Origin of the sequence: Pseudidiomarina aquimaris, from assembly GCF_003987395.1 — a bacterium.
In the GTDB taxonomy this organism is placed as follows: domain Bacteria; phylum Pseudomonadota; class Gammaproteobacteria; order Enterobacterales; family Alteromonadaceae; genus Pseudidiomarina; species Pseudidiomarina aquimaris.
The window spans coordinates 61,641-82,491 of sequence record NZ_PIPT01000007.1; the positions used below are offsets into that span (position 1 = coordinate 61,641).

General features: G+C 48.8%; 16 protein-coding genes and 1 tRNA gene. 8 read left to right on the top strand and 9 right to left on the bottom strand.

The window, feature by feature from the left end:
* Positions 1–30: 30 nt before the first annotated feature.
* Complete coding sequence (locus CWE21_RS09535) at positions 31–1,575, top strand: serine hydrolase (RefSeq protein ID WP_126834215.1); 1,545 nt, start codon at positions 31–33, stop codon at positions 1,573–1,575.
* Between the two features lie 9 nt (positions 1,576–1,584).
* On the opposite strand, the gene CWE21_RS09540 is transcribed toward CWE21_RS09535, so the two are convergent.
* Entirely contained in the window at positions 1,585–3,150 is a 1,566-nt protein-coding gene (locus tag CWE21_RS09540; protein WP_126834216.1) for a leucyl aminopeptidase family protein, read from the bottom strand.
* Positions 3,151–3,310: 160 nt separating this feature from the next.
* Here CWE21_RS09540 and CWE21_RS09545 point away from each other — a divergent pair.
* Positions 3,311–3,387 (top strand) — tRNA-Arg (locus tag CWE21_RS09545).
* 613 nt (positions 3,388–4,000) lie between these two features.
* On the opposite strand, the gene CWE21_RS09550 is transcribed toward CWE21_RS09545, so the two are convergent.
* Positions 4,001–4,564, bottom strand: coding sequence for an RHS repeat-associated core domain-containing protein (locus CWE21_RS09550; RefSeq protein ID WP_157982753.1), 564 nt, complete (start codon positions 4,562–4,564; stop codon positions 4,001–4,003).
* A gap of 76 nt (positions 4,565–4,640) precedes the next feature.
* Here CWE21_RS09550 and CWE21_RS09555 point away from each other — a divergent pair, with 76 nt between their 5' ends.
* Entirely contained in the window at positions 4,641–6,935 is a 2,295-nt protein-coding gene (locus CWE21_RS09555) for a hypothetical protein (protein ID WP_126834218.1), read from the top strand.
* Between the two features lie 320 nt (positions 6,936–7,255).
* Here CWE21_RS09555 and CWE21_RS09560 read toward each other — a convergent pair whose 3' ends face one another.
* Together CWE21_RS09560 and CWE21_RS09565 are read right to left on the bottom strand one after the other, a co-directional pair.
* Positions 7,256–8,158 carry a nucleotidyl transferase AbiEii/AbiGii toxin family protein gene (locus tag CWE21_RS09560; protein ID WP_126834219.1) on the bottom strand — a complete coding sequence of 301 codons (903 nt, stop codon included), beginning with the start codon at positions 8,156–8,158 and terminating at the stop codon, positions 7,256–7,258.
* Positions 8,155–8,925 carry a type IV toxin-antitoxin system AbiEi family antitoxin gene (locus CWE21_RS09565; RefSeq protein ID WP_126834220.1) on the bottom strand — a complete coding sequence of 257 codons (771 nt, stop codon included), beginning with the start codon at positions 8,923–8,925 and terminating at the stop codon, positions 8,155–8,157. Before CWE21_RS09565 ends, CWE21_RS09560 begins: the two co-directional genes overlap by 4 nt.
* Before the next feature lie 261 nt (positions 8,926–9,186).
* On the opposite strand from CWE21_RS09565, the gene CWE21_RS09570 reads away from it, so the two are divergent.
* Complete coding sequence (locus CWE21_RS09570; RefSeq protein WP_126834221.1) at positions 9,187–10,203, top strand: serine hydrolase domain-containing protein; 1,017 nt, start codon at positions 9,187–9,189, stop codon at positions 10,201–10,203.
* A gap of 114 nt (positions 10,204–10,317) precedes the next feature.
* Complete coding sequence (locus tag CWE21_RS09575; RefSeq protein WP_126834222.1) at positions 10,318–10,854, top strand: DUF805 domain-containing protein; 537 nt, start codon at positions 10,318–10,320, stop codon at positions 10,852–10,854.
* Positions 10,855–10,856: 2 nt separating this feature from the next.
* On the opposite strand, the gene CWE21_RS09580 is transcribed toward CWE21_RS09575, so the two are convergent.
* The gene (locus CWE21_RS09580; protein WP_126834223.1) at positions 10,857–11,186 is read right to left on the bottom strand and encodes a DUF5337 family protein; all 330 of its coding nucleotides are present in this window, start codon (positions 11,184–11,186) and stop codon (positions 10,857–10,859) included.
* 133 nt (positions 11,187–11,319) lie between these two features.
* On the opposite strand from CWE21_RS09580, the gene CWE21_RS09585 reads away from it, so the two are divergent.
* The 3 genes from CWE21_RS09585 (at position 11,320) to CWE21_RS09595 (ending at position 16,077) form a co-directional block, all read left to right on the top strand.
* The gene (locus tag CWE21_RS09585) at positions 11,320–12,207 is read left to right on the top strand and encodes a prenyltransferase (protein ID WP_126834224.1); all 888 of its coding nucleotides are present in this window, start codon (positions 11,320–11,322) and stop codon (positions 12,205–12,207) included.
* An 8-nt stretch (positions 12,208–12,215) separates the two neighbouring features.
* Entirely contained in the window at positions 12,216–12,953 is a 738-nt protein-coding gene (locus CWE21_RS09590) for an endonuclease/exonuclease/phosphatase family protein (RefSeq protein WP_126834225.1), read from the top strand.
* Positions 12,954–13,065: 112 nt separating this feature from the next.
* Positions 13,066–16,077 carry a ligand-binding sensor domain-containing diguanylate cyclase gene (locus CWE21_RS09595; RefSeq protein WP_126834226.1) on the top strand — a complete coding sequence of 1,004 codons (3,012 nt, stop codon included), beginning with the start codon at positions 13,066–13,068 and terminating at the stop codon, positions 16,075–16,077.
* A gap of 2 nt (positions 16,078–16,079) precedes the next feature.
* Here CWE21_RS09595 and CWE21_RS09600 read toward each other — a convergent pair whose 3' ends face one another.
* The 4 genes from CWE21_RS09600 to CWE21_RS09615 form a co-directional block, all read right to left on the bottom strand.
* Entirely contained in the window at positions 16,080–17,156 is a 1,077-nt protein-coding gene (locus CWE21_RS09600) for a DUF2891 domain-containing protein (RefSeq protein ID WP_126834227.1), read from the bottom strand.
* Between the two features lie 90 nt (positions 17,157–17,246).
* Positions 17,247–18,833 carry an ABC-F family ATPase gene (locus CWE21_RS09605; RefSeq protein WP_126834228.1) on the bottom strand — a complete coding sequence of 529 codons (1,587 nt, stop codon included), beginning with the start codon at positions 18,831–18,833 and terminating at the stop codon, positions 17,247–17,249.
* 82 nt (positions 18,834–18,915) lie between these two features.
* Positions 18,916–19,722, bottom strand: a complete 807-nt coding sequence (locus tag CWE21_RS09610; protein ID WP_126834229.1) for an SDR family oxidoreductase — start codon at positions 19,720–19,722, stop codon at positions 18,916–18,918.
* 28 nt (positions 19,723–19,750) lie between these two features.
* Positions 19,751–20,851, bottom strand: a complete 1,101-nt coding sequence (locus CWE21_RS09615) for a threonine aldolase family protein (protein WP_241970274.1) — start codon at positions 20,849–20,851, stop codon at positions 19,751–19,753.

Here is a 20,851-nt window from a genome sequence, read left to right on the forward strand (position 1 = left end):
CTTTCTACTTTGGTTAAACAGGTAAAGCCCATGGCTATCAAATTGTTACGTGTCCTGACACTCTCGAGCGTTATTCTTTCTGTTGCCGCAGCACCGGCCACCACCTTCGCCCAATCAGCCGAGAGTATCCGCGCCAATGCCGAAGCAGTGCTTGATGCGTTCAAGGTACCCGGCATCGCCGTGGTCGCGGTGAAAGATGGTGAGGTGATTCTGGCTGAAGGCTTTGGTGTGCGCGATATCGCCAGCGGCGAGCCGGTCGATGCCGATACTTTGTTCGGTATTGCATCAAATACCAAGGCGTTTACCAGTGCTGCCGTGGCAACTTTGGTCGAGCAAGGCAAACTCAATTGGGACGACAAAGTGATAGAATATATCCCTGAGTTTCGTCTTGCTGATGAAACCATTAGCGCCCGCCTCACCATTCGTGACCTACTCAGTCACCGCTCGGGCTTAGGCCTTGGTGCCGGCGACTTGATGATCTGGCCAAATACCGACAAAACCATCGATGATCTGCTCGAAGGTCTTGCCCATGTGCCAGTGGAGAATGATTTACGTCAGCAGTTTGCCTACAACAATTTAATGTTTGTCACCGCCGGTGAAGTGATTGCGCGAGTAAGCGGTATGCCCTACGGCGACTACATCACCCAAACGTTCTTACAGCCTTTAGACATGAACAACACCCGCGTCGGCTTTTCTAATATTCCTGCCGACAACGCTAACTTCGCTGTGGGCACTATTGAGTATGAAGGCGATTTGCATCGCTTCCCGCTCGACTATCTAGAAGACTTTAGCTCCGCTGGAGCTATGGCGAGCAGCGTGAACGACTTAAGTAAGTGGTTACTTACACAGTTAAATGGCGGCGAGGCTCCCAACGGCGAGCGCTTGTTTAGCCAAGGAACGCAAAATACCATGTGGAACGTTGCCACGCCATTACCGGCAGACAGTAATGCTGCGACCAAGTTTCGCGGTGTTGGCCTCGGCTGGTTTTTGAAAGACTACTACGGTGCTAAACACGTCTCACACAGCGGTGGCATCTTGGGCATGCTGTCACTCACTACGCTCATCCCAGAGCATAACTTTGGCATGGTTGTACTCAGCAACCAACAAGCCTTCGGTGCGCTCACGGTCGTCACCGAAGAAGCTCTAGAGGAGTTACTCGATTTGCCTGACCGTGAGTGGCTCACGCAGATGCAGGGAATTCACCAAGATTTCATGGCAAGCAAAGCTGAGTTTGTGCTTGAGACACCGGAGCAAGTGCGTGAATCACTTGCGTTAGCCAGCTATGCAGGCACCTACAATGACCCTTGGTACGGAGATGTGAAACTACAGTTGGTTGATGAGGAATTACGCATCGATTTCACCCACACCGAGCTATTAAAAGGCCGTCTCGAACACTATAACGGCGATACGTTCGTGGTCCGCTGGGATGAGCCGTTATTAGAAGCCGACGCCTTTATCGACTTCGATGTGAGCCGCGACAACGCCGTACAGGGCGCACGTATGGAAGCGGTGACCGACTTTACCGACTTTAGCTTTGACTTTCATAACTTACGGCTCGAGCGCGTCGAGCCGTAAGTTGTCGGGTTACTTATTGGCTGCGTTATAGTTTTCAACCCACTCAGCCAGTAGGCGCACACCATAACCATTACCACCGGCCGGATGAATGCCATTCGCGCCGGTTGCGTAAGCGTTACCAGCCATGTCGATATGAATCCACGGGGTATCTTTGGCGAAGTGCTGCAAGAAGCGTGCACCTGCTTGCGCACCAGGTGAGCCGACGTTCTGTACGTCTGCTAACCAACTGTCGATGATACCGTCATAAGGGCCTAACGGTAGTTGCCAAACCAGCTCACCGGTGGTTTCGCCGGCGGTTTTCATTGCCTCAAGCAATGCTGAATGATCACTGAAGACCGCAGAATAATCAGTGCCTACCGCACCCACTTTTGAGCCGGTTAAGGTCGCGATGTCTGCAATCGCACGCGCTTTCAGCTGATCGCGTGCATACCAAATACCATCGGCGAGAATCAGACGGCCTTCAGCATCGGTATTCACCACTTCAATGCGCGTACCGTCACCGGCAACTAAGACGTCACCTGGCAGGGTTGCACTACCCGAGATCAAGTTGTGCGACAAAGGTACCACGCCGGCAACGTTCACTTTTGCATCCTTACCTGCCAACGCCATCACCGCGCCCAGCACCGCAGCACCACCAGCTTTGTCGGTTTGCATGCGTACGATTGAACTGCCCGAGGTTTTCAGGTTGTAGCCACCCGTGTCAAAGGTATTGCCTTTGCCGACTAACGCAATAGGCGCTTCGTCGTTGCCACCTTGGTACTCAACCACCAACAAGTGAGCTTTGTGCTGGCTACCTTGGCTCACACCATAGAGTGCGCCCATGCCCATTTCTTTCACTTGCTCTGGCGTATAGACGGTAGCTTTGATGTCGTCATAGCCGCTCACCGCTTCTTGCGCTAACTCGGCAATGGCTTGCGGATAACCGTCGCTGCCCGGCAAATTGATAATGTCACGAGCTACAAAGACGCCATGCGCTAACGGTTGAGTGGTTGCGTACGCTGCAGCAGCCGCAGAACCATTGTCACCATGCCAATGCACGGTGTAGTCTGGCCGCGCAGCTGGCTCGCTTTTATATTTATCAAAGCGATAGTTGCGTAGGTCCATGCCGTGCGCCATTGCAGCGATTTGTGCGTCACTGTAGCCCTTGGCATGAACAACGACGTTGTCGGTTTTATCGCTCAACTGGGCCGCTAGGGTCGCACCCAGTTTCTCGGCATCCTTACGCTGCAGCGTCTCGCCCGTACCCACAACCCATAAGCGCTTGGCATAAAAACCAGGCAAAGCTAATAGCTCAACCTGCTGCCCGTTTTTGCCAGTGAACTCTTCAATCGCAAGTGCGTTCTGAATCATGTTTCGAGTGTCTTCACTCCACATTTGCGGAAGCGCAATGCTGCCATCGTCGCTCTCCGCTGCGAGCAGCACCAACACATCTACGTTGTCCATATGCTCATGAGCAAAGCTGTGTTGAGTTTGCACATAGTCCGAAAAGGACGCTTGTGCGTGCGCCGCGCTGCTCATCGTATAACTAGCTGTTAATGCAGTGGCTAACACGACTGCTAATACATTCTTCTTCATGCGTTTGTTGCTCCTAGAACGATTTAAAACTGGGCTAAAGATGCCCCACGGAGCCTATGAAAACAAGTGATTAATCGATGAAGTGGGTAGACAATACGGCGGTTTTTCCCTAGAATTCCCGCCTGCTTGTTCGCAAGCCCCAGCATTACCTTTCTAATGCGCACCCGTAGCTCAGCTGGATAGAGCGCTGCCCTCCGGAGGCAGAGGCCGCAGGTTCGACTCCTGCCGGGTGCGCCATTTCGAATGACTCTAGCGCAATCTAGTATGATTGTAGTCTGCAAATTGATTGCCCCTGTAGTTCTCCATCTCGGGGAGAAGTCATTTTTTCGTTCGAAAGATCTTACTGACCAATTTGACATCTAATATACAGGCAATAGCTAGACCAAAAATGTACGAAAGCCAATAAGTATTGGTGGTTAGAGACTCAATTTTAAGAGCTACAAGGAATTGCTCAGAAAGACTTATAAGAGCAGACAAGCACCAAGTTAGAATCAAAAAGGCTAGTGAGAAAATTGAATCGTCGTACTGCATTTCAGTAACCTTGACAATGTAACTACCGATCGCGCCGAAAGCTGTTAATAATGTTATCGGATACCTTAAAATTCTCATGGTTTTTCAAACTCTTTTTTATCGAGTGGCTTGTCATACCCTGGTGTCGATACGGTAGGGGTAGGCGGAGTTGCTCCAACTGCCTTCAAGATTCCTGAAACATAAGAATTTGAGTTATTGCCCTCTTCCGAACTACTCGGGAAAAAGTCATAGTCAGCCTTATCGTCATAATTTCCATCTAACTCGAAAAGTTTATCAATAAACTCATCTTCATTCTTAAACGAGCTAGGAACCTTAACATCTAAGCCTCCAGAGTGAGGTGCAGCATCTGCCTCTCATTGATATTACTAACTAAATTTTCTCCCAGAAAGCCTTCTGGGCCTGCTCCTAATGTGGCATATCTTTTTCCATCAGAGTCAAAATTTGAGAATATGCTTTTATCTAATCCGTTCTGGTTGTCAGGTTTTATTCTGATAAAGGTGTGAGAGTGGCCGAAGGCTACTTCATGCCATTGTACTTTAATCTCTCTACCATCAGGGTCAGTATACTTATATGGGTTGTTATTCGCATAGGTATAACGATTAAACCCTTGAACACCTTGGAGGCTTACTAGGTGACCAGTAGAGCCAACGGGAACATTCGAATAAAACCGCCCAATCACTGGATCATAGTAGCGTGCCTGCATATAACTTAAGCCGGTCGCATCATCTTTAATATGCCCGGTAAAGCCAGCTAAGTCTTGGTTGACAGTGACGTCATTAAGAGCTTCGCCATATGGCGTGTACGCTTCCTGCCAGAGAATCGCACCGCTGTTGTCCGTTCCGGTTTGCGCACTACCAAGGCTGTCGTAGCTAAAGCTGCGCAAGCGAATTCAAAAAAACCTAGATATCACAATAACTTTTATGTAGCATTTACCAACAATACATAAAATAATAACAATTATGCAATTAAAAAAATCGGCTCTTCTCGTATTCCTATTGACCTCGTTAACTGCCTGCGGCGGTGGCTCGGATACCCCAAAACCAACTCCGGAAATTTCTAAGTATACTGTAACCGTTGATCATAATTCTGGTGGTGCAGTTTCACCGACAACAGCGTCTGTTGAGTCTGGTAGTACAGCAACTTTTGAAATCTCGCCTGATGAGGGCTATTCGGTCTCATCTGCATCGGGCTGTAATGGCTCGTTAACAGACCTTAGCTATACGACAGGCGCCATTAATCAAGCCTGTACGGTGCAAGTCACATTCGCCGAATCTGTTGTCTCCACAACAATAGCGGTAAGCGATGACGTCGCAGCGCTAGGAAGCACATCCGTCTCGAGCAACTATCCGAGTGATGCTATCCAAATTGACTATGGCGAAGGTAAGCTTTCACTATCGGTTCCAGAAAGTCGTTTCACAACAGGCTTTGAAGAAGCTCTGATTGTGGTCATTTCTGGACAACTTGATGATGACCGAGCGATGCAATACGCACTAATGCTTACGCCTGATGACTTAGCCAAGCTGGAAGAACCTGATGCCCTGTCATCGGTCCGTGTTGATACCGTTTCAACCGCGTTTGCCGCCTATGCGGTTTCATATACCGAAATGGAAAGTCCGACACGCGAAGCGCTGGCCGAATTTGAGCAAGTTTTTGTACCCGATACCCTGCTCAGGCGCGGGCACCTGCTAAGCCTATACCAGTCAGGTGAGCGCGCCAACGCTTTCGGCGAGGACATTAATATCTTTGCAATACTGAGTTCAAATTTAGCCTACCGGGAAGCATTCGATGCAGCTATACAGGGGCGTCCCAGGTTGGATGTGCTTGCCCAAGAGGCAGAGCAACAGCTTTATGAAGTGCTAGATCAGAATGACGGCGTTGAGCTTCCCTATGGCGAATATTTTGAGTTTACAAACGACGCCTCAGGCGATCTGACCAAACTATATGCCGACTATTCTACTTCTGCCATAACGGCCACCGTAGGCCCTGTTGCAGAAGCTGAGCTAAGTTACACTTTAGTCGACGGAGAAATCGTCATTGACCAAGACGCCGCAACTCGACCTATGAGCACTGATTTAAGCAGTTGTACTCACGATACTACGGCTCTGACATCTGAACAGTTTTTTGTTGATGCGGCCTATTCTGCTAGCCGATATACCCTCAACTTACCTTGTGAACGTGCCATTGTTGCCTTAAAGCCATTACGCAGAATTGGCGACGCATACCTAACACTCATAACGACACGTGACTATGTGCCCCCGGCAGATTTTTCCTTCATGGGGTATGGCAATTTCACCACTGACGAAGTTGTGATCGAGAAGCAATCGTTACGATTACTTAACCAAGTAGATAGTGACTCTTTATTAACAGGTGATAGTTTTTCAATTACAGCAGGAAGTCAACTTGTCTTACCTATTGTTGATTTTTCACAGTTATACAGTTACGGCGGAGGTAGTGACCTAGCTGAATTTTCCACAACCACCAATATGTCTGGAAGTTATATAACGTCCGCGGCTGACGCTGAGGTCGACATTCCAGCTCTAGATGAATACGAAAGAAGCGGTGCGTGGACGCTAAATGAAAGCAAGACCGAATTAACATTGACGCTCGACGAACAACCTAACGTCGACGTGAGAGTTCACAAAGCAATGGTGCACGGTTCCGAGTATGCGCTGCTTAATGAGGTGAGCGTTTCGGGCTATGTTGGTTATCGTTTTCTTAGCTATGGTGGTCGTATTGATGAGCCGATGCCTCCAGAGGCAATAGTAGGTCTTAACGACAAAACCGATCCAGAAATGCTAGTTCTGGCTTTAGATCCTCGTTTTGATAGTCAACTCGAGCGGTTTTACGAGAATTCTTACGTTTATCCTTATAGTTTCCTCGCCAATGGCACTGGTAGTTACGCGTTTAGCGATTTTAGCTGCGATCCTCAATACTTTTCCTCGGAAAATCCCCACGAGCACCTTCCTAAGGGATGTTCCGCGACAGTGAGAGTTGCGCCGCAGTTTAATTGGGACTTCAGCAACGACAGCATTAGACGATTCAATGGCGGTTGGAATGGAAATCCAATGAATTGCACGTCTTCGTTCTGCAGCGTTGAGCTGTTTCGACTTCTGGAACTAACAGCGGAAGGCTCAGCGCTTGTTTACCGAGATAAGCAAAGCTACCAAATCAGAGTACAAGATGGAGTGCCCGAGATTGTTGCGCTGCCGTCGGGACCATCTTCTATTCTCCGTATGCGGGTTGTTGCTCAATAAAAGACTTAGCTGAAAAGGATTAGTCAATAAAGCTTAGGGCATGGGCGCTATTGTTAGTTCTAAGTGCCTGTGCCCCTATAACTGCCGCAAGCTCCACGAAATTAATAGGTACTCGAGGCAGCTTTCCGACTGCCGCCGGAAATCTGCCGCACAAATGCCGTAGTAGTTTTCGCGGAATCTGGTAATTTCTAAGTCATCCATTAGGTACCACAAGGGCTAGCTACTGCATGAATATAAATAGCGAAACAGTAAAACGATTGCGCGCTGAAAGAGGCTGGTCTTGTACCCCCTCCGAAAAATCGGAGCAATTACGAGTAGAATTATGGATTATTAAGTAATTTAGCAACCTTATCTAACTGTCGCTGATAATCGGCCGGCCTTTCTTTTTTAAAGTTAGCCAGATTCAACAACTTCCATTTAGCGGACGGGAAGTATTGATAATCATAAACAGACCAATCTGGCTCTAATTTATTAAAATTCAGTAGAAACTGCTTATCCGACTCGGTCAAACTCCGATGCATGATGTCGATAAGCGTGTCTCGTGTCGCTTCAAAATCGGCGTAACTGAATACAATATTACTCATACCTTCAAACTGATTTTCAAAAACAGCTCTCTGGTCAAGCAAGTTTGGTTCAAGCATTTCGTGCGTGGGTCGATTGCTACTAATGAGTGCGAATAGAAAACCGCGTTTAATTTCGTCGGTAAAACCTATGTTTTCTAATAATAACTTGGTGTCAAAGAGATCGCGTGGGTGCTGTCTATCTAAAGCTGCACAGATTTTCCCACCGTATAGTTGCCCCACCGGCACAACCGACATCGCACAAAACACGTTGTATTGTTCTTGTGCTGCAGAACAAAGTGCTAATTTTTTTGCTGGGGCAAGCAAGCCGCGCCCGACCATGTTTACTTCAACTTTAATTTGAACGCCCTGTTCACTTATTTGAAGCTTGCACACATCCGGCTTGTGCTGAACTCTAATCGTTGCCCGCAACTTATCAACACGATCTTTTATTCTCAGTAACGCAGCATTTATCTCGACAAGCGCTTGTCCCCGCGCTTCTACCCCTGCGTAAGTTAAATCAATATCCACAGACAGTCTTGGCATATTCTGCAGAAACAAATTGATAGCTGTACCACCATGCATAGCAAAGCATTCTTCTTTAGCGATTTCGGGTAACACATCGAGAAGCAGCTTCACCTGCTTTTTATAGGATTCATTCATTCCATTGACTCCAGCTCCTTTGGTACGGTTATTTGATATTTCGTGATGTAAACACCGCTGGATACTATCGCACGCTTGCCCGTGCCTAGGTTTACTCTGTTTAAATCAAGATATTGCACCCAGTCGTGATTCGCTTTATCGGCCATATAAAGAAATAAGCGTTTCACTTTTATTGAGCTGCAGACCTCTAAGAGCTGTTGCACGGAAGCGGGTCGCAAGTTATTCAGGCCCTCCATGAGCTCATACACTTCCAGTAGCGATTGTGATTTTGGCGCTAAATACAAACACTCCATGATAGCGCGCGCAGGGTCCGATACTTTGACCGTAAACTGCTTGTACGGTATTTCGGTTAAACCAACTTCGGGTGGCAAAAAGTTAGAAAGCGTACACTTGACGTTAACAGTCCAATCGTGTTTTTTAAACCACAGCGGCACGTGTTCGCCTTGAGCGCCAAATAGCTGCGCGTGCTTTGGGGAAAGCTCTAAATAATGCGCCTTCCCTTGCAACCCCAGTGCGGTTTTTCCGCCAGGATGAACCGATAACCCGAGCTGGGTTTGCATGGCGTATACACCACCTAGATAATCGACTTGGTCGCCATAGCGTATTAATGCACCTGCACCTATACTTTCAAACCACTGGCTCTTTTTATAGCGTTGCTGCAAGTCGAGGCTATAGCCATGTTCGACAAGCCAAGATGAGCAGAGCACAACGCCCGATGGTTGGGCACTCAGTAGTCGGTTTAATTTTGATGGTAGACTCGAGCTCATAGTACTAACTTGTGATTTATTTTAAACCACAGCTTAGTTTATATTTTTGATTATGTCAGTACTATTAGCGCTTTTATTTAAAATATTTTAAACCAATAACCTATCGATAAGCCAAATCAGGTGGAGTTTTTTCCACCTCAAAACTCAGGTTTTAGGTCGATGATTGAGATTTTTTGTCGCAAGGCAGAGGTCACGGGGAGACGTCACCGAAGACGAGTGCTATATTCAACTTTAGCAAGTTAAGCAGCTGTGACTATAAACATGAATAAGCGTCTAAAAAATATATTGAGAGTGATGGCTGTTTTCATAACGCTTTTAAGCGTTTATATTTTTTCACCTTGGGAATATGCCTTATATTATCTCACGCCGCTGCCCGATAATGTTCAGCAAGAGCTAAATAACTTTATCGACGAGGATGTTGATGGTGTCATTGTCTATGTTGATAGAAAAGGGGTCGAGCCGCGCTACTACACTAGCGGAGTTGATAATCGAGAGCAGCATAGTCCAATTCGCCCCAATGCATTGTTTAAGATTGGCAGTATAGCAAAACTGTACGATGCAGCTGCGATCACCAAGCTGGCTGGCGAGGGTAAGCTGTCGTTGGACCGATATTTATCAGACTACTTACCTTTTACTAAAGGACGTATAGAGAATGCAGACTCCATTACTATCAGAATGCTTGTTCAGCATCGAAGCGGCATCCCTAATTATACCGATCACCCTTCGTTTCACTGGGGTGAATTAAATATAGACGTCATGGAGCTAGTGTTGGACCAAGAGGCTGATTTTGCCCCAGGCGCGGATTACGCCTACTCCAACTCAAATTACCTTTTGTTGGCTAAAATTATTACTGCGATAACAGGCGCTCCTCACGGAGAATACATTAAGCAGACGCTACTGAGCCCGCTTGGCTTAAAGCGCACATTTTTCTCAATCAATGACGTCGATAAAGAGGAAATGATGAGTGGTTACCACTTGGGCTATGAAGATGATTTACGTCATTTAAAGCACGGCTACGTGTCGTCAGCCAAAGAGGTGGCAGTATTTTTGCGAGCCTTGAATGAGGGGACTTTTTTTACCGAAAAAGAACAGGAAATATACGCATCTCTCTACCCATATAATCACACCGGCTGGGTGTTAGGTTATCAAAGTATCGCGAGATACCATCCTGAGGAAGATATGGTAGTCATTCAGTTTGTCAGTACTACCGGTAACGACCTCGTGATGTTAACTAAAATCCTCTATGACCGCGTGGTTGAGATACTCCGCTCGACTTAAATACTGCTCTTTGCAACTGCTGCCGGCAAGCTGCCGCACAAATGCCGTAGTAGTTTTCGCGGAATCTGGTACTTTCTAAGTCATCCATTAGGTACCACAAGGGCTGGCTACTGCATGAATATAAATAGCGAAACAGTAAAACGATTGCGCGCTGAAAGAGGCTGGTCTCAAGAGCAGTTGAGTGAATTGTGTAGTGTAAACCTACGAACTATTCAGCGACTTGAGAAGAGAGGCAGTGCATCGCCAGAAACAATCAAGGCATTGGCCGCGGTATTTGAAGTCGGCGTCGATACATTGCTGCGCTCGCAGGCAAATACTCCGCAAGGCGCTGCAACAAGCGTGCTTAACACACTAAAAAACTTTGATGATTTCCAAGGTCGCTCAAGTCGTTATGAGTTCTGGTGGTTTTTCTTGTTTTTTGTATTACTGCTTGCGCTCGCTGAAACATTACACGTGGTGCTGGCGAGTATTGTGGCTATTATTTTGCTCGTTCCCTTTTTGGCAGTTTCAAGTCGCCGACTTAGAGATGCCGGGCAAAGTATCTGGTGGCAATGGCTGTATCTCGTCCCTTTCGGCGTACTGTTAGTGCTGTATTTCTTAGCTATGCCTAGTTTAGAGCCTTCACAGGCTAAAACTGATGCGTTGGATTAGAGTCAGTCATGCTCGCGCCAGATCCGAAAACGAACGACCAAATACCAGATAAAACCACCCACAAACATGAGTAACGCTAAAATATTCAGTTCATTGCGCTGTTCATACTCTTCGCCCGTGAGATAAAACCATAGCAAGCCTCCTACTGCCACAATCAACGCAATTACGCCTTCGATTTGCAGCTGTCTTGAGGTGTTCTTGGTAGTGATCTTACTTTTTTCAGGGTGCTTTTGCTGTTTCGGTTTATCTGGTTTTACGTAGCCACAGGCGGGGCAACTGTAGTTGTTATCTAACACTTGGTCTTCGCATTCAGGGCACTTCTCGAAACCCATATTAATACCTCACATTCATTTACTGAAAGCATGGTCAACTTGTTGGAAATGTTCAAGTCGAAAAACTTGATACTGCGAATGGGTTTGCGGTGAGATATGATGAGATTAATTATGACTTCAGTCGACGACCAAAATGCTTGCCACCTTACTAAAGACAACTCGCCCCGCGTTCCTGCTTTTAACTCTTGTGCTTATTGCGCTGGCTGCTGCACTAGCGGTTTATCATGGCCAAAGTATTACACCTCACTTGGTTGGCATGGTGCTACTCGGCGCTCTTTGCGCTCATGCGGGTGTGAATGTACTCAACGAAGTTCACGATGCAGCTTCGGGTCTTGATGAACTGACAACACGTACGCCATTTAGCGGCGGAAGTGGCGCGTTGCAAGCTCACCCCGAAGCACGACGCGCTGCCGCAATTTTCGGCTGGCTGCTCATCGCAGTCGTTGTTTTGCTCGGCTGCTATTTTGTCTCATTGCGGGGCTGGGAGCTACTCCCCCTCGGGCTTGTTGGCCTCGTGCTGGTCATCGCTTACACCCCACTCATTACGCGTCTTCCTTGGCTTTGCTTAATCGCACCCGGATTAGGTTTCGGTCCGATCATGCTAGGTGGGGCTTATTGGGTCTTTACTGGCACCCTAACGTTTTCGGTTTTTGTTGTTTCGCTCGTGCCATTTCTTTTGGTCAATAACTTACTTTTACTCAATCAATTGCCTGACGTTGAAGCCGACCGACAGGTGCAGCGCAATAACGTCATCACCGCATACGGGTTTAGGACCGCCAATAGGATCTACCGTGGCTTCTTAGTTTCTGCTTTTCTTGGACTTGGAGCCTTGATCGCAATTGAACAGTTGCCCCCACTTGTTTGGATTAGCTTCGCCACTTTGCCTGCCGCAATATGGTTGTATCGTGGTGTTTTGCGAACCAATACGCCTTTAAAGTTACCTCCGTCACTTCTTGCAGTTAACGTTATACTTACTCTAAGTATCCCTGCATTGATGGCGATAGCTTTATTACTTTCATAGGCGGAAATGTGTTTAAACCCAAGGTAGTCGTTCCACAGCAGTTCATACACGAACAACCTATCCGTAACGGCGAGGAATTCGGCGTGTTGTGCTGGAATACGCAGAAGCTCACCGAAAAACCTAGCTTTCAACGTGTATTAGCGGACATTTTAACGGACTTCCCCTGTCTGTTTTTATTGCTCCAAGAAGCGAAACTAAGTGCCAAAAGCAATTGGCTGCTGCCGCACTGGTCTTACGCTGTGGCACCGAACATGCAAACCCGCCGCTCGACTTATGGTGTTCTCACCGCAAGCCAATATGCCTTCGCCGAAGCCCAACCGCGACTGAGCCAAAAGCGCGAGGGCATGTTTGCGACGCACAAAAGTTACATGCTCTCGCATCATGCGTTAGTAGAAGGAGGCTCTTTGCTCGTCGTCAACGTGCATGCCATTAACTTTGTCAGCACCAAGCAATTTTCTAAAGAGATCGAGCTCATCAAAGTAGAACTATTGGGACACCAAGGCCCGCTCATAGTCGCTGGCGATTTTAACGTGTGGAGCCGTCAACGCCGCTTACGTTTGCTGCAGTTCTGTCGTAGTTTAGGGCTACGTAAAGCTATTATGGTTGACCCGCATCACATCAAAACCTATCGTCAACATCCGCTGGATTTCATCTTTTATCGCGACCTTACCCTGCAAGAAACCTCGGCGATTGATACCAGTAAAGTGTCTGACCACAATCCACTTTATGCGCGCTTTAAGCTCTAGCGATGCCGCATTTACTGAAGATAAGGGTAGGAAAAGTGTTATAAATTGGTCACAATAGCCGTATCCTTTGCAATCTAGTATTCAACTATTTGAATGTGTGGCGCGAGTTTTTATGCGGTTGACTGTTTTCGCTATTATCCTGACTATTTTTTCAACGCTGCCATGGTCAACTGCACTGGCTGCGCAACCATCATTTGACGAGTTCGAGCGACTTGCAGACCAACTTGGCGGGCGGCAGTCGTCGGTCTACGCCATTTATAAAGACCCGCAAGATTTTTTGTGGTTCGCAACCGACACTGATGGAGTACTGCGCTACGACGGTTACGAGTACTTGTCATGGACCGAGCAACTTATTTCCAGCAAAGAAAAAACCAGTTTCTCCTCGTTGCTGATGACCCCAGATACGACTCTTTGGGCCGCCACTTGGGGAAATGGACTGGTGGGTTGGCGTGCCGATAAGCAAGCGGCGAGTCAATTTTTACACGCCCCTGAGATTGACGAAAGCCTCCGCGATGACCGCGTGCAAACGCTCTTTCATGATCGTCAACAACGACTTTGGGTGGGTACGCTTAACGGCTTAAGTTATCTTGAGCTCGCCGAGGAGGGGCTGTGGCAAATGCACGGCCTACCGGCTGAACACCCGCTTCGTACACAACGCATTTGGTGGCTAGCCCAAGGTCCGTCTTACTTGTGGGTCGCAACCTCCCAAGGCTTGTATCGATTATCGGACGACCTGCGTGAGTGGCATCAATTCTTGTTAAACCCCGCTGAACAAGGCCCAAATCGGCAAAATGAAGTTCGCACCGTCGCTGTTTTTGATAGCGAAGTTTGGATTGGGACAGACTTCGGCGTCTTCTTTTTCAATCAGCAAAACGAGCAGTTTGAACCAGTCCAATATCCGGAAGGCGCCGAAGACTTGAGTCAGGTGCGCTCCAACGTCCTCGTGCAGGATCCCGGCGCACGCGAGACGCGGCAATTTTGGTCAGGCGGCTGGGGAGGCTTGTACCTCATTGACCGCGAGAGTAAGCAGTATGTAAAGCTAGGCGATAAATGGAATAAACTCGCTGATACCGATGTGCGAAGTATTGCTTTTGATAACGTGGCTGATATGTGGGTGGGCACGCGCGATCAAGGGATTTACTTCGGGCGGCGACAACAACAGACTTTTGCATCAACCCCAAGCTTAGCCGAACTTGCCGAGCTTGGATTAGCGCAACAGCGCGCAACCAATGTTGTGTATTACAGCCAGAATAATGACCTCTGGCTAGGCACTGCAGAGGGTGTATTACGCCGTGATGCCGCCACGTTGCAATGGCAGTGGCTACCTTTTCCAGCTGAAGACTTTGTCAATCAAGTAGAGACTATCTACGTTGATTCCCATGACAACCTATGGGTCGCAACTAATTCCCAGCTGTATCATGCAGATGCGCGCCAGCCCTCTGAATTGCAGCGCTATCGCTTACTTCATGAGCAGCTGAAGCTTACCGACCAAGCCGTCAATGCGATCTATGAAACCGGCCCAAATGAGTTGTTGTTTGCCTTTTGGGGACAAGGCATTGCGGCTTTTGACCCAGTGCAACAGCGCGCCGCATGGCAATCCCAAGACTTGGCAGGCCTGCGTGGCAATCAGGTCTATGACATTGTCTACCTTGAGGGGTATGGGCACTTTGCCGCTACCCGTTACTCAGGCGTTTTTCACCGCCCCTTATCCAGCCGTGAATGGCAACCTTTTCCAGTAAAGCAAGATGATTTACAAGGTGCGGATGATTTCTTGTGTGTTTATGCACAACCTCCGCAAACACTTTGGTTTTGTAGTGTTGAGGGCCTGTGGCGATTTGACGCAGCTACTGGCGATCTAGAGCAAATTGGTGTTGAGCAAGGCTTACCAGCGGATCGTGTCGTAGGTGTGCAAGCAGATTCACAAGGCGTCCTTTGGCTGCTCACCAGCCAGGGCCTCGTTCGTTATGATGTAAAGCAAGGCAAAACTATCAACTTTGGCGTCAACGATGGCTTACCCGCAGAAGTGATGCTCCGCCAGTCGATTGCCAGCGATGCTACAGGCCAAATGACTGTAGGTTCGGTGCAAGGTGCGTTCACTTTTACGCCTACGGAGCTCGCTCTCGATACTGATCCACCGCAAGTTGCACTGACGAAACTCGTGATTAACGGCGAGGACCGCACTGAAAACCTTAGTTTCAATGCGCCACGAGTGACCTTGCAACCTCACGAAAAAAGCTTACTAGTGCAATACAGTGTCATGGATTTTCACGATACCTCGCGCAATAACGGCCGCTATCGCTTACTAGGGGCAAGTGAAGAATGGAGTAACTGGAGTGTCAGCCGCGAAATCTCCTTTGCGGGCTTATCCGCCGGTGATTATGTTTTGCAAATTGAGGGACGGAATAGCCAAGGCATCACCTCTGCGCAACCTACCGAGCTTGCCATAATCATCTTACGTCCGTGGTGGCAAACCACCTGGGCGCTAACGCTAGGTATCGTTTGTTTGATCTTGGCTATCTATCTACTGCTCCGTTTGCGTTACCGCAGTTTAGAAACGGCCAACAAACGGCTCGATGAGGAGGTGCAATTACGCACACACGAATTAGAGCTCTTGAATGCGCAGCTTCGCCAACAATCCCAAACCGATCCACTGACTGGCTTACTCAATCGCCGCGGCTTCAGTGAGCGCTTTATTCAGTTGCAGCAACAATTACAGGAACGAAACGAGCCTATAGGCCTAGCATTACTCGACGTCGATCATTTTAAACAAGTGAATGACCGCCATGGCCATGATGTTGGCGATAGAGTACTGCAGAAAATATCTGGCGTACTGCAGAATCGGTTGCGTAAGCAGGACATTGCAGCAAGATGGGGCGGTGAAGAGTTCATCTTACTTTTGCCCAACACCGATGCTCGCAGTGCCCAAAGCGTTTGTGAAGCACTACGCCAAGCCATCGCGGAGTTAACCATCGAAGTACAAGATGCCCCGCTTAAAGTGACGGTAACCTTTGGTGTGGCAGCTCATAACGATGCAGACATAACGCTCGGAGAGCTGTACAAACACGCCGATGACGCACTCTACCAAGGCAAAGCAACCGGTCGCGATCAGGTAGTTGTCGCCTAAATCTAGCGCGCCTGATTCAACGCCTGAATGGCGAAGCTACCTAGCCAATGTCCACCTTCGTAGCTATCACCAATCAGATTTGGATAGGAATAGGCCATGTGTTCGTCAGCGACTTCGCGCAAATGTGCGTACTGCGGATAAGCATTAGCTAGGGCGTAAAGGTTCCATGCGCGACTGAAGTTCAAGCCATCTAAGTGGACCAATTTGCCATCGCTGCGGTCACTCACACGACCCACTTCAAGACGATAGTCTTTATTCGCGAGTTGCGGCATGAAGTCTTGCAGCCACGGAAGAAACTCATCCTTAGGTAACACCCGTTGCATCAGGCCAATTTCTTCGAGACATGGCGAGATGAAATCGTAGCCACTAGGCTCCCAGCTGATGGGGCAGTTTTCATCTTGCATGAAGTAGTCACGCGCGCGTTGCTCAATCAGCTCTTTTAGCTCGGTAAGGTTCTGATTTACAGCGTAATCATAGGCAAAACTCAAACCAAACGCCGTGTTGGTATGCTCGCCTACACGTACCGGATACACCAGTTTCGGTAGAAATTCGGTGTAGCGCTGCACAATCACATCTACGAGTGGCTGTAGATTCGCGGACAACTCGCTAGCCATGGGATCATCCCAAGCTTTAAGTTCATCCGCCAGCTTGAGAAGCCATGCCCAGCCGTAGGTTCGTTCAAACGACTTGTTGATGTCTTTACTAAAGAACGCTGCTTCTTGCGCACCGTTTTCGGCGGTGATATTCCGCTTAAGGATAGTCCGCGCCTCGTCGGCGTGCTCCATGTCGGGGAATTGTCGGAGCAGCGTCACCAACGACCAATAACCATGCGCGGCGCTGTGCCAGTCAAAGCACCCGTAAAAGATAGGATGATGCTCCTCTGGTTCTTTTAAGTCTTCGGCGCTACCTAGGGTGATCCCAGTCTTATAAGGATAGGGCGTTTCGACGCAATGCAATGGCAAAGTGATGAGCTTGTCTGCTTCACTGAGAGTGAGTTGATGTGTGGATTCGGAAGTGACTTGTGCTGGGGTCAAAATTCCCGAGACTAACAATGCTGCGGTGCTTAATAACGTGCTCATAGACTTACCTTCATCGAACGGGCCAAGTGCTTATCATCATGCAACAAAACCAATCCGATGTCAGGTAAGTCTCTTCTGTACGCGAGGTCGTTAAGCTTGTTGAGCGAGGTACTCGTCGTAAGTGCCGGCAAAGTCACGCATACCGTTGTCGGTGAGCTCGATAATCCGTGACGCCAAAGACGACACGAACTCACGATCGTGGCTGACAAAAATCAGCGTGCCGTCGTAGTGCTCGAGCGCTAAGTTCAAGGCCTCGATGGATTCCATATCCAAATGGTTGGTCGGCTCATCCATGATCAACACGTTCGGGCGCTGCATGATCAGCTTGCCGAAGATCATGCGACCTTTTTCACCACCCGATAAAATTGTCACCGGTTTTTTGATGTCGTCTTGGGAGAACAACATACGCCCGAGCACACCACGCACAGCCTGCTCGTCGTGGTGTGGTTGCTTCCACTGACTCATCCAATCAAACACGGTGAGCTTTTCTTTAAACCAATCAGCGTGATCCTGTGCGTAGTAGCCAATGTTGACGTTTTCTGACCATTTGATGAGACCACTGTCGGGTTGATAATCGCCAACAAGGTTCTTCAATAAGGTCGTTTTACCAATACCGTTGGCGCCAATAATGGCAACTTTTTCGCCCACTTCGATCATGGCACTGATGTTTTTCAGCACCTGTAGGTCGTCAAAGCTCTTTTGCACACCTTCCATTTCAAGCGCTAAGCGATACAGCTTTTTCTCCTGCTCGAAACGAATGTACGGGCTGACGCGGCTAGAAGCTTTCACCTCCGCCAGTTGGATTTTTTCAATTTGTTTAGCGCGTGATGTCGCCTGTTTAGCTTTTGACGCATTCGCCGAGAAGCGGCTCACAAACTGCTGCAACTCAGCAATTTTTTCTTTCTTTTTGGCGTTCTCGTTGAGGAGTTGCTCGCGTGCTTGCGTCGCTGCAAACATGTATTGGTCGTAGTTACCTGGGTACACGCGTAACTCGCCGTAATCGATATCGGCCATGTGCGTGCAGACGCTGTTCAAGAAGTGACGATCGTGCGAAATGATGATCATGGTCGCTTGACGCTCGTTCAAAACGTTTTCAAGCCAACGAATGGTGTTGATGTCCAAGTTGTTGGTGGGCTCATCGAGCAGCATGATGTCCGGCTCAGAGAACAACACCTGCGCTAGTAACACACGTAATTTCAGGCCCGGCGCCAGCTCGCTCATCAAGCCGAAGTGAGCTTCTAGCGGAATACCTACACCCAACAGTAATTCGCCGGCACGTGATTCTGCGGTGTAACCGTCCATTTCAGCAAAGGCCACCTCGAGATCTGCAACCTGCATGCCCTCTTCTTCGCTCATCTCCGGCAAACTATAGATACGATCGCGTTCAGCTTTCACCTGCCACAACTCTTCGTGACCCATGATCACCGTATCGACCACACTGTATTGCTCGTAGGCAAACTGGTCCTGGCGTAGTTTACCCACACGCATGTTCGGCTCAATTGAAACGTTACCCGTAGAAGGTTCTTGCTCGCCGCTCAAAATGCGCATGAACGTTGACTTACCGCAGCCGTTCGCGCCAATCAGACCATAGCGATTCCCTTCGCCAAATTTCACAGAAATGTTTTCAAAAAGAGGTTTTGCACCAAATTGCATGGTGATGTTTGCAGCAGATATCACTTAAAAGCACCCGACTAAAAAATAGGCGCGTAATCTACGTGTTTTGGCGGCAAATTACAAAGGAAGTTTTGAGCAGATCGGGTTAATCTCCTGCACTGGCGTTGAAACTGCCGGCGAGCACGCCGCCGTCAATGGTGATTTCTGACGCGTTCATGTAATTGGCTTCGTCGGAAGCAAGCAGCACGCAGACCGCGGCCACTTCGCTGACTTCGCCAAAGCGGTGCATGGGGCAGTCAGCAACAATCTTCTGGATGTTTTTCTCGCGTTGCTCACCTTCACCCAGCATTGGCTCCCAAATTGGCGTCAGGATGGCGGCCGGATGAATTGAGTTGCAGCGAATTGGCAACCCTTGTTGAGCGCAATAAAGCGCAACGGTTTTCGTGTGATTACGAATGGCTGCTTTTGACGAAGCATAGGCTGCGGCTCCCGGAATACCGACCAATCCCGAACGCGATGACATGTTGACGATGCTCCCAGCACTTTTTGTACGACGCATCAACTGAATCGCATGCTTACACCCCAAGAAGGTACCGTCGAGGTTCACCGCATGTACGCGATGCCAATCTTCTAACGAGACATGTTCAGGATCATGTGGACCTGTCGCGGCTTCAAGGCCGGTAATCCCTGCGTTATTAAATAAGCCATTTAGACGCCCCATGTTTTGCTCTACCCATTGCATGAGCGACTGCCACTCGCTTTCCTGGCTCACATCGAGCGTGTAGGCGTGAGCGCGCTCGCCGAGTTCGGCTGAAAGCGCTTCAATTTCTTCGGTGAGTATATCTGTCAAAATTACGATAGCGCCTTCGTTGTGATAGGCGCGTGCAACGCCTTCGCCAATGCCTCTCGCGGCCCCAGTGATCACAATGACTTTATCTTTGAGTCTTGCCATATCGCGTCGTCTCACCCTTCGCTTGGGTTCATTTCTTAAGTATAGCTAAACATGCCGACAAATGATGTTGCCAAAAGTCGGCAGAATGCTGCAATGCGTTGCGCCCTAAAGGGATTTCGCAAACGCAATGGCCATTATGTTGAGCGCGTGGCAGGGGCAGTACCACTACATCATGCTCTTCTGCATAACGTGTCACGGCCTTAATCAACGTGGCTTCGTCTGCCTCAATATGCAAATGAAACATCCCTGCCTGTGGTTGCGTCGGATTGACTTGCACGCCAGGCAGCTTTGCCAATAATGGTGCCAATTCTTGCGCATAACGGGCCACTTCTGGCATGGCCGATAGGTTTTCTTCTAGACCTTGTTCGGCGGCAAATACATACGGATACATCGAAATCAAGTTTCCACCTGCGCGCCTTGACCAAACGCGCGCCTGTGCGACGAATTCGGTCGCACCAGCTAACACCGCACCAGCGATGCCGCCTAAGTCTTTATAAAAGCTGACATAAACACTATCGAATAACGCACAGATTTCGGCAAATGAACGCTGATAATAATGCTCACACTGCCACAACCGTGCGCCATCGAGGTGAACTGCCAGGTCATGCTCGCGTGCCCAGGCGACCTGCTCTTGCAACTCTTCCCACGTCGGTAACTGTCCGCCAATTTCACGCATGGGAAGCTCGAGCACTAACGCACCAAGTCGCTCAGGGCTATCACAAGCCTTCAGATCTTGTATCGTTAGTACCTTTTCAGGCTGCCCAACTTGGTGACCCTGCAAGCCCCAGAGTTGCTGATAGCCATTCTGTTCATGCAAGACCAGATGCGACGTTGGGTGCAGGGCCACACCCGTGCGTGTCCTTTGTTCAGCATGGATACGTAAGGCCATCGGCTGCGCCAACGTGCCGCTAGGTAAGAAGATCGCAGCAGGCTTGCCAAGCAACTTGGCGATACGAGTTTCGAATTGTTCAATAAGCTCGCCAGCGCCATACACATCTGGGCTAGTAAAGCCCTCGGCACGCTCAGCGCAGCGGCGCAGCGTTTCGGCCATCGACCGTGCAGGGTGGCGCAGAATCGAGTGCTTTGCGGCACTCGCCGCGCGTTGATAGTTGGTTTTGAGTTCGTTCAT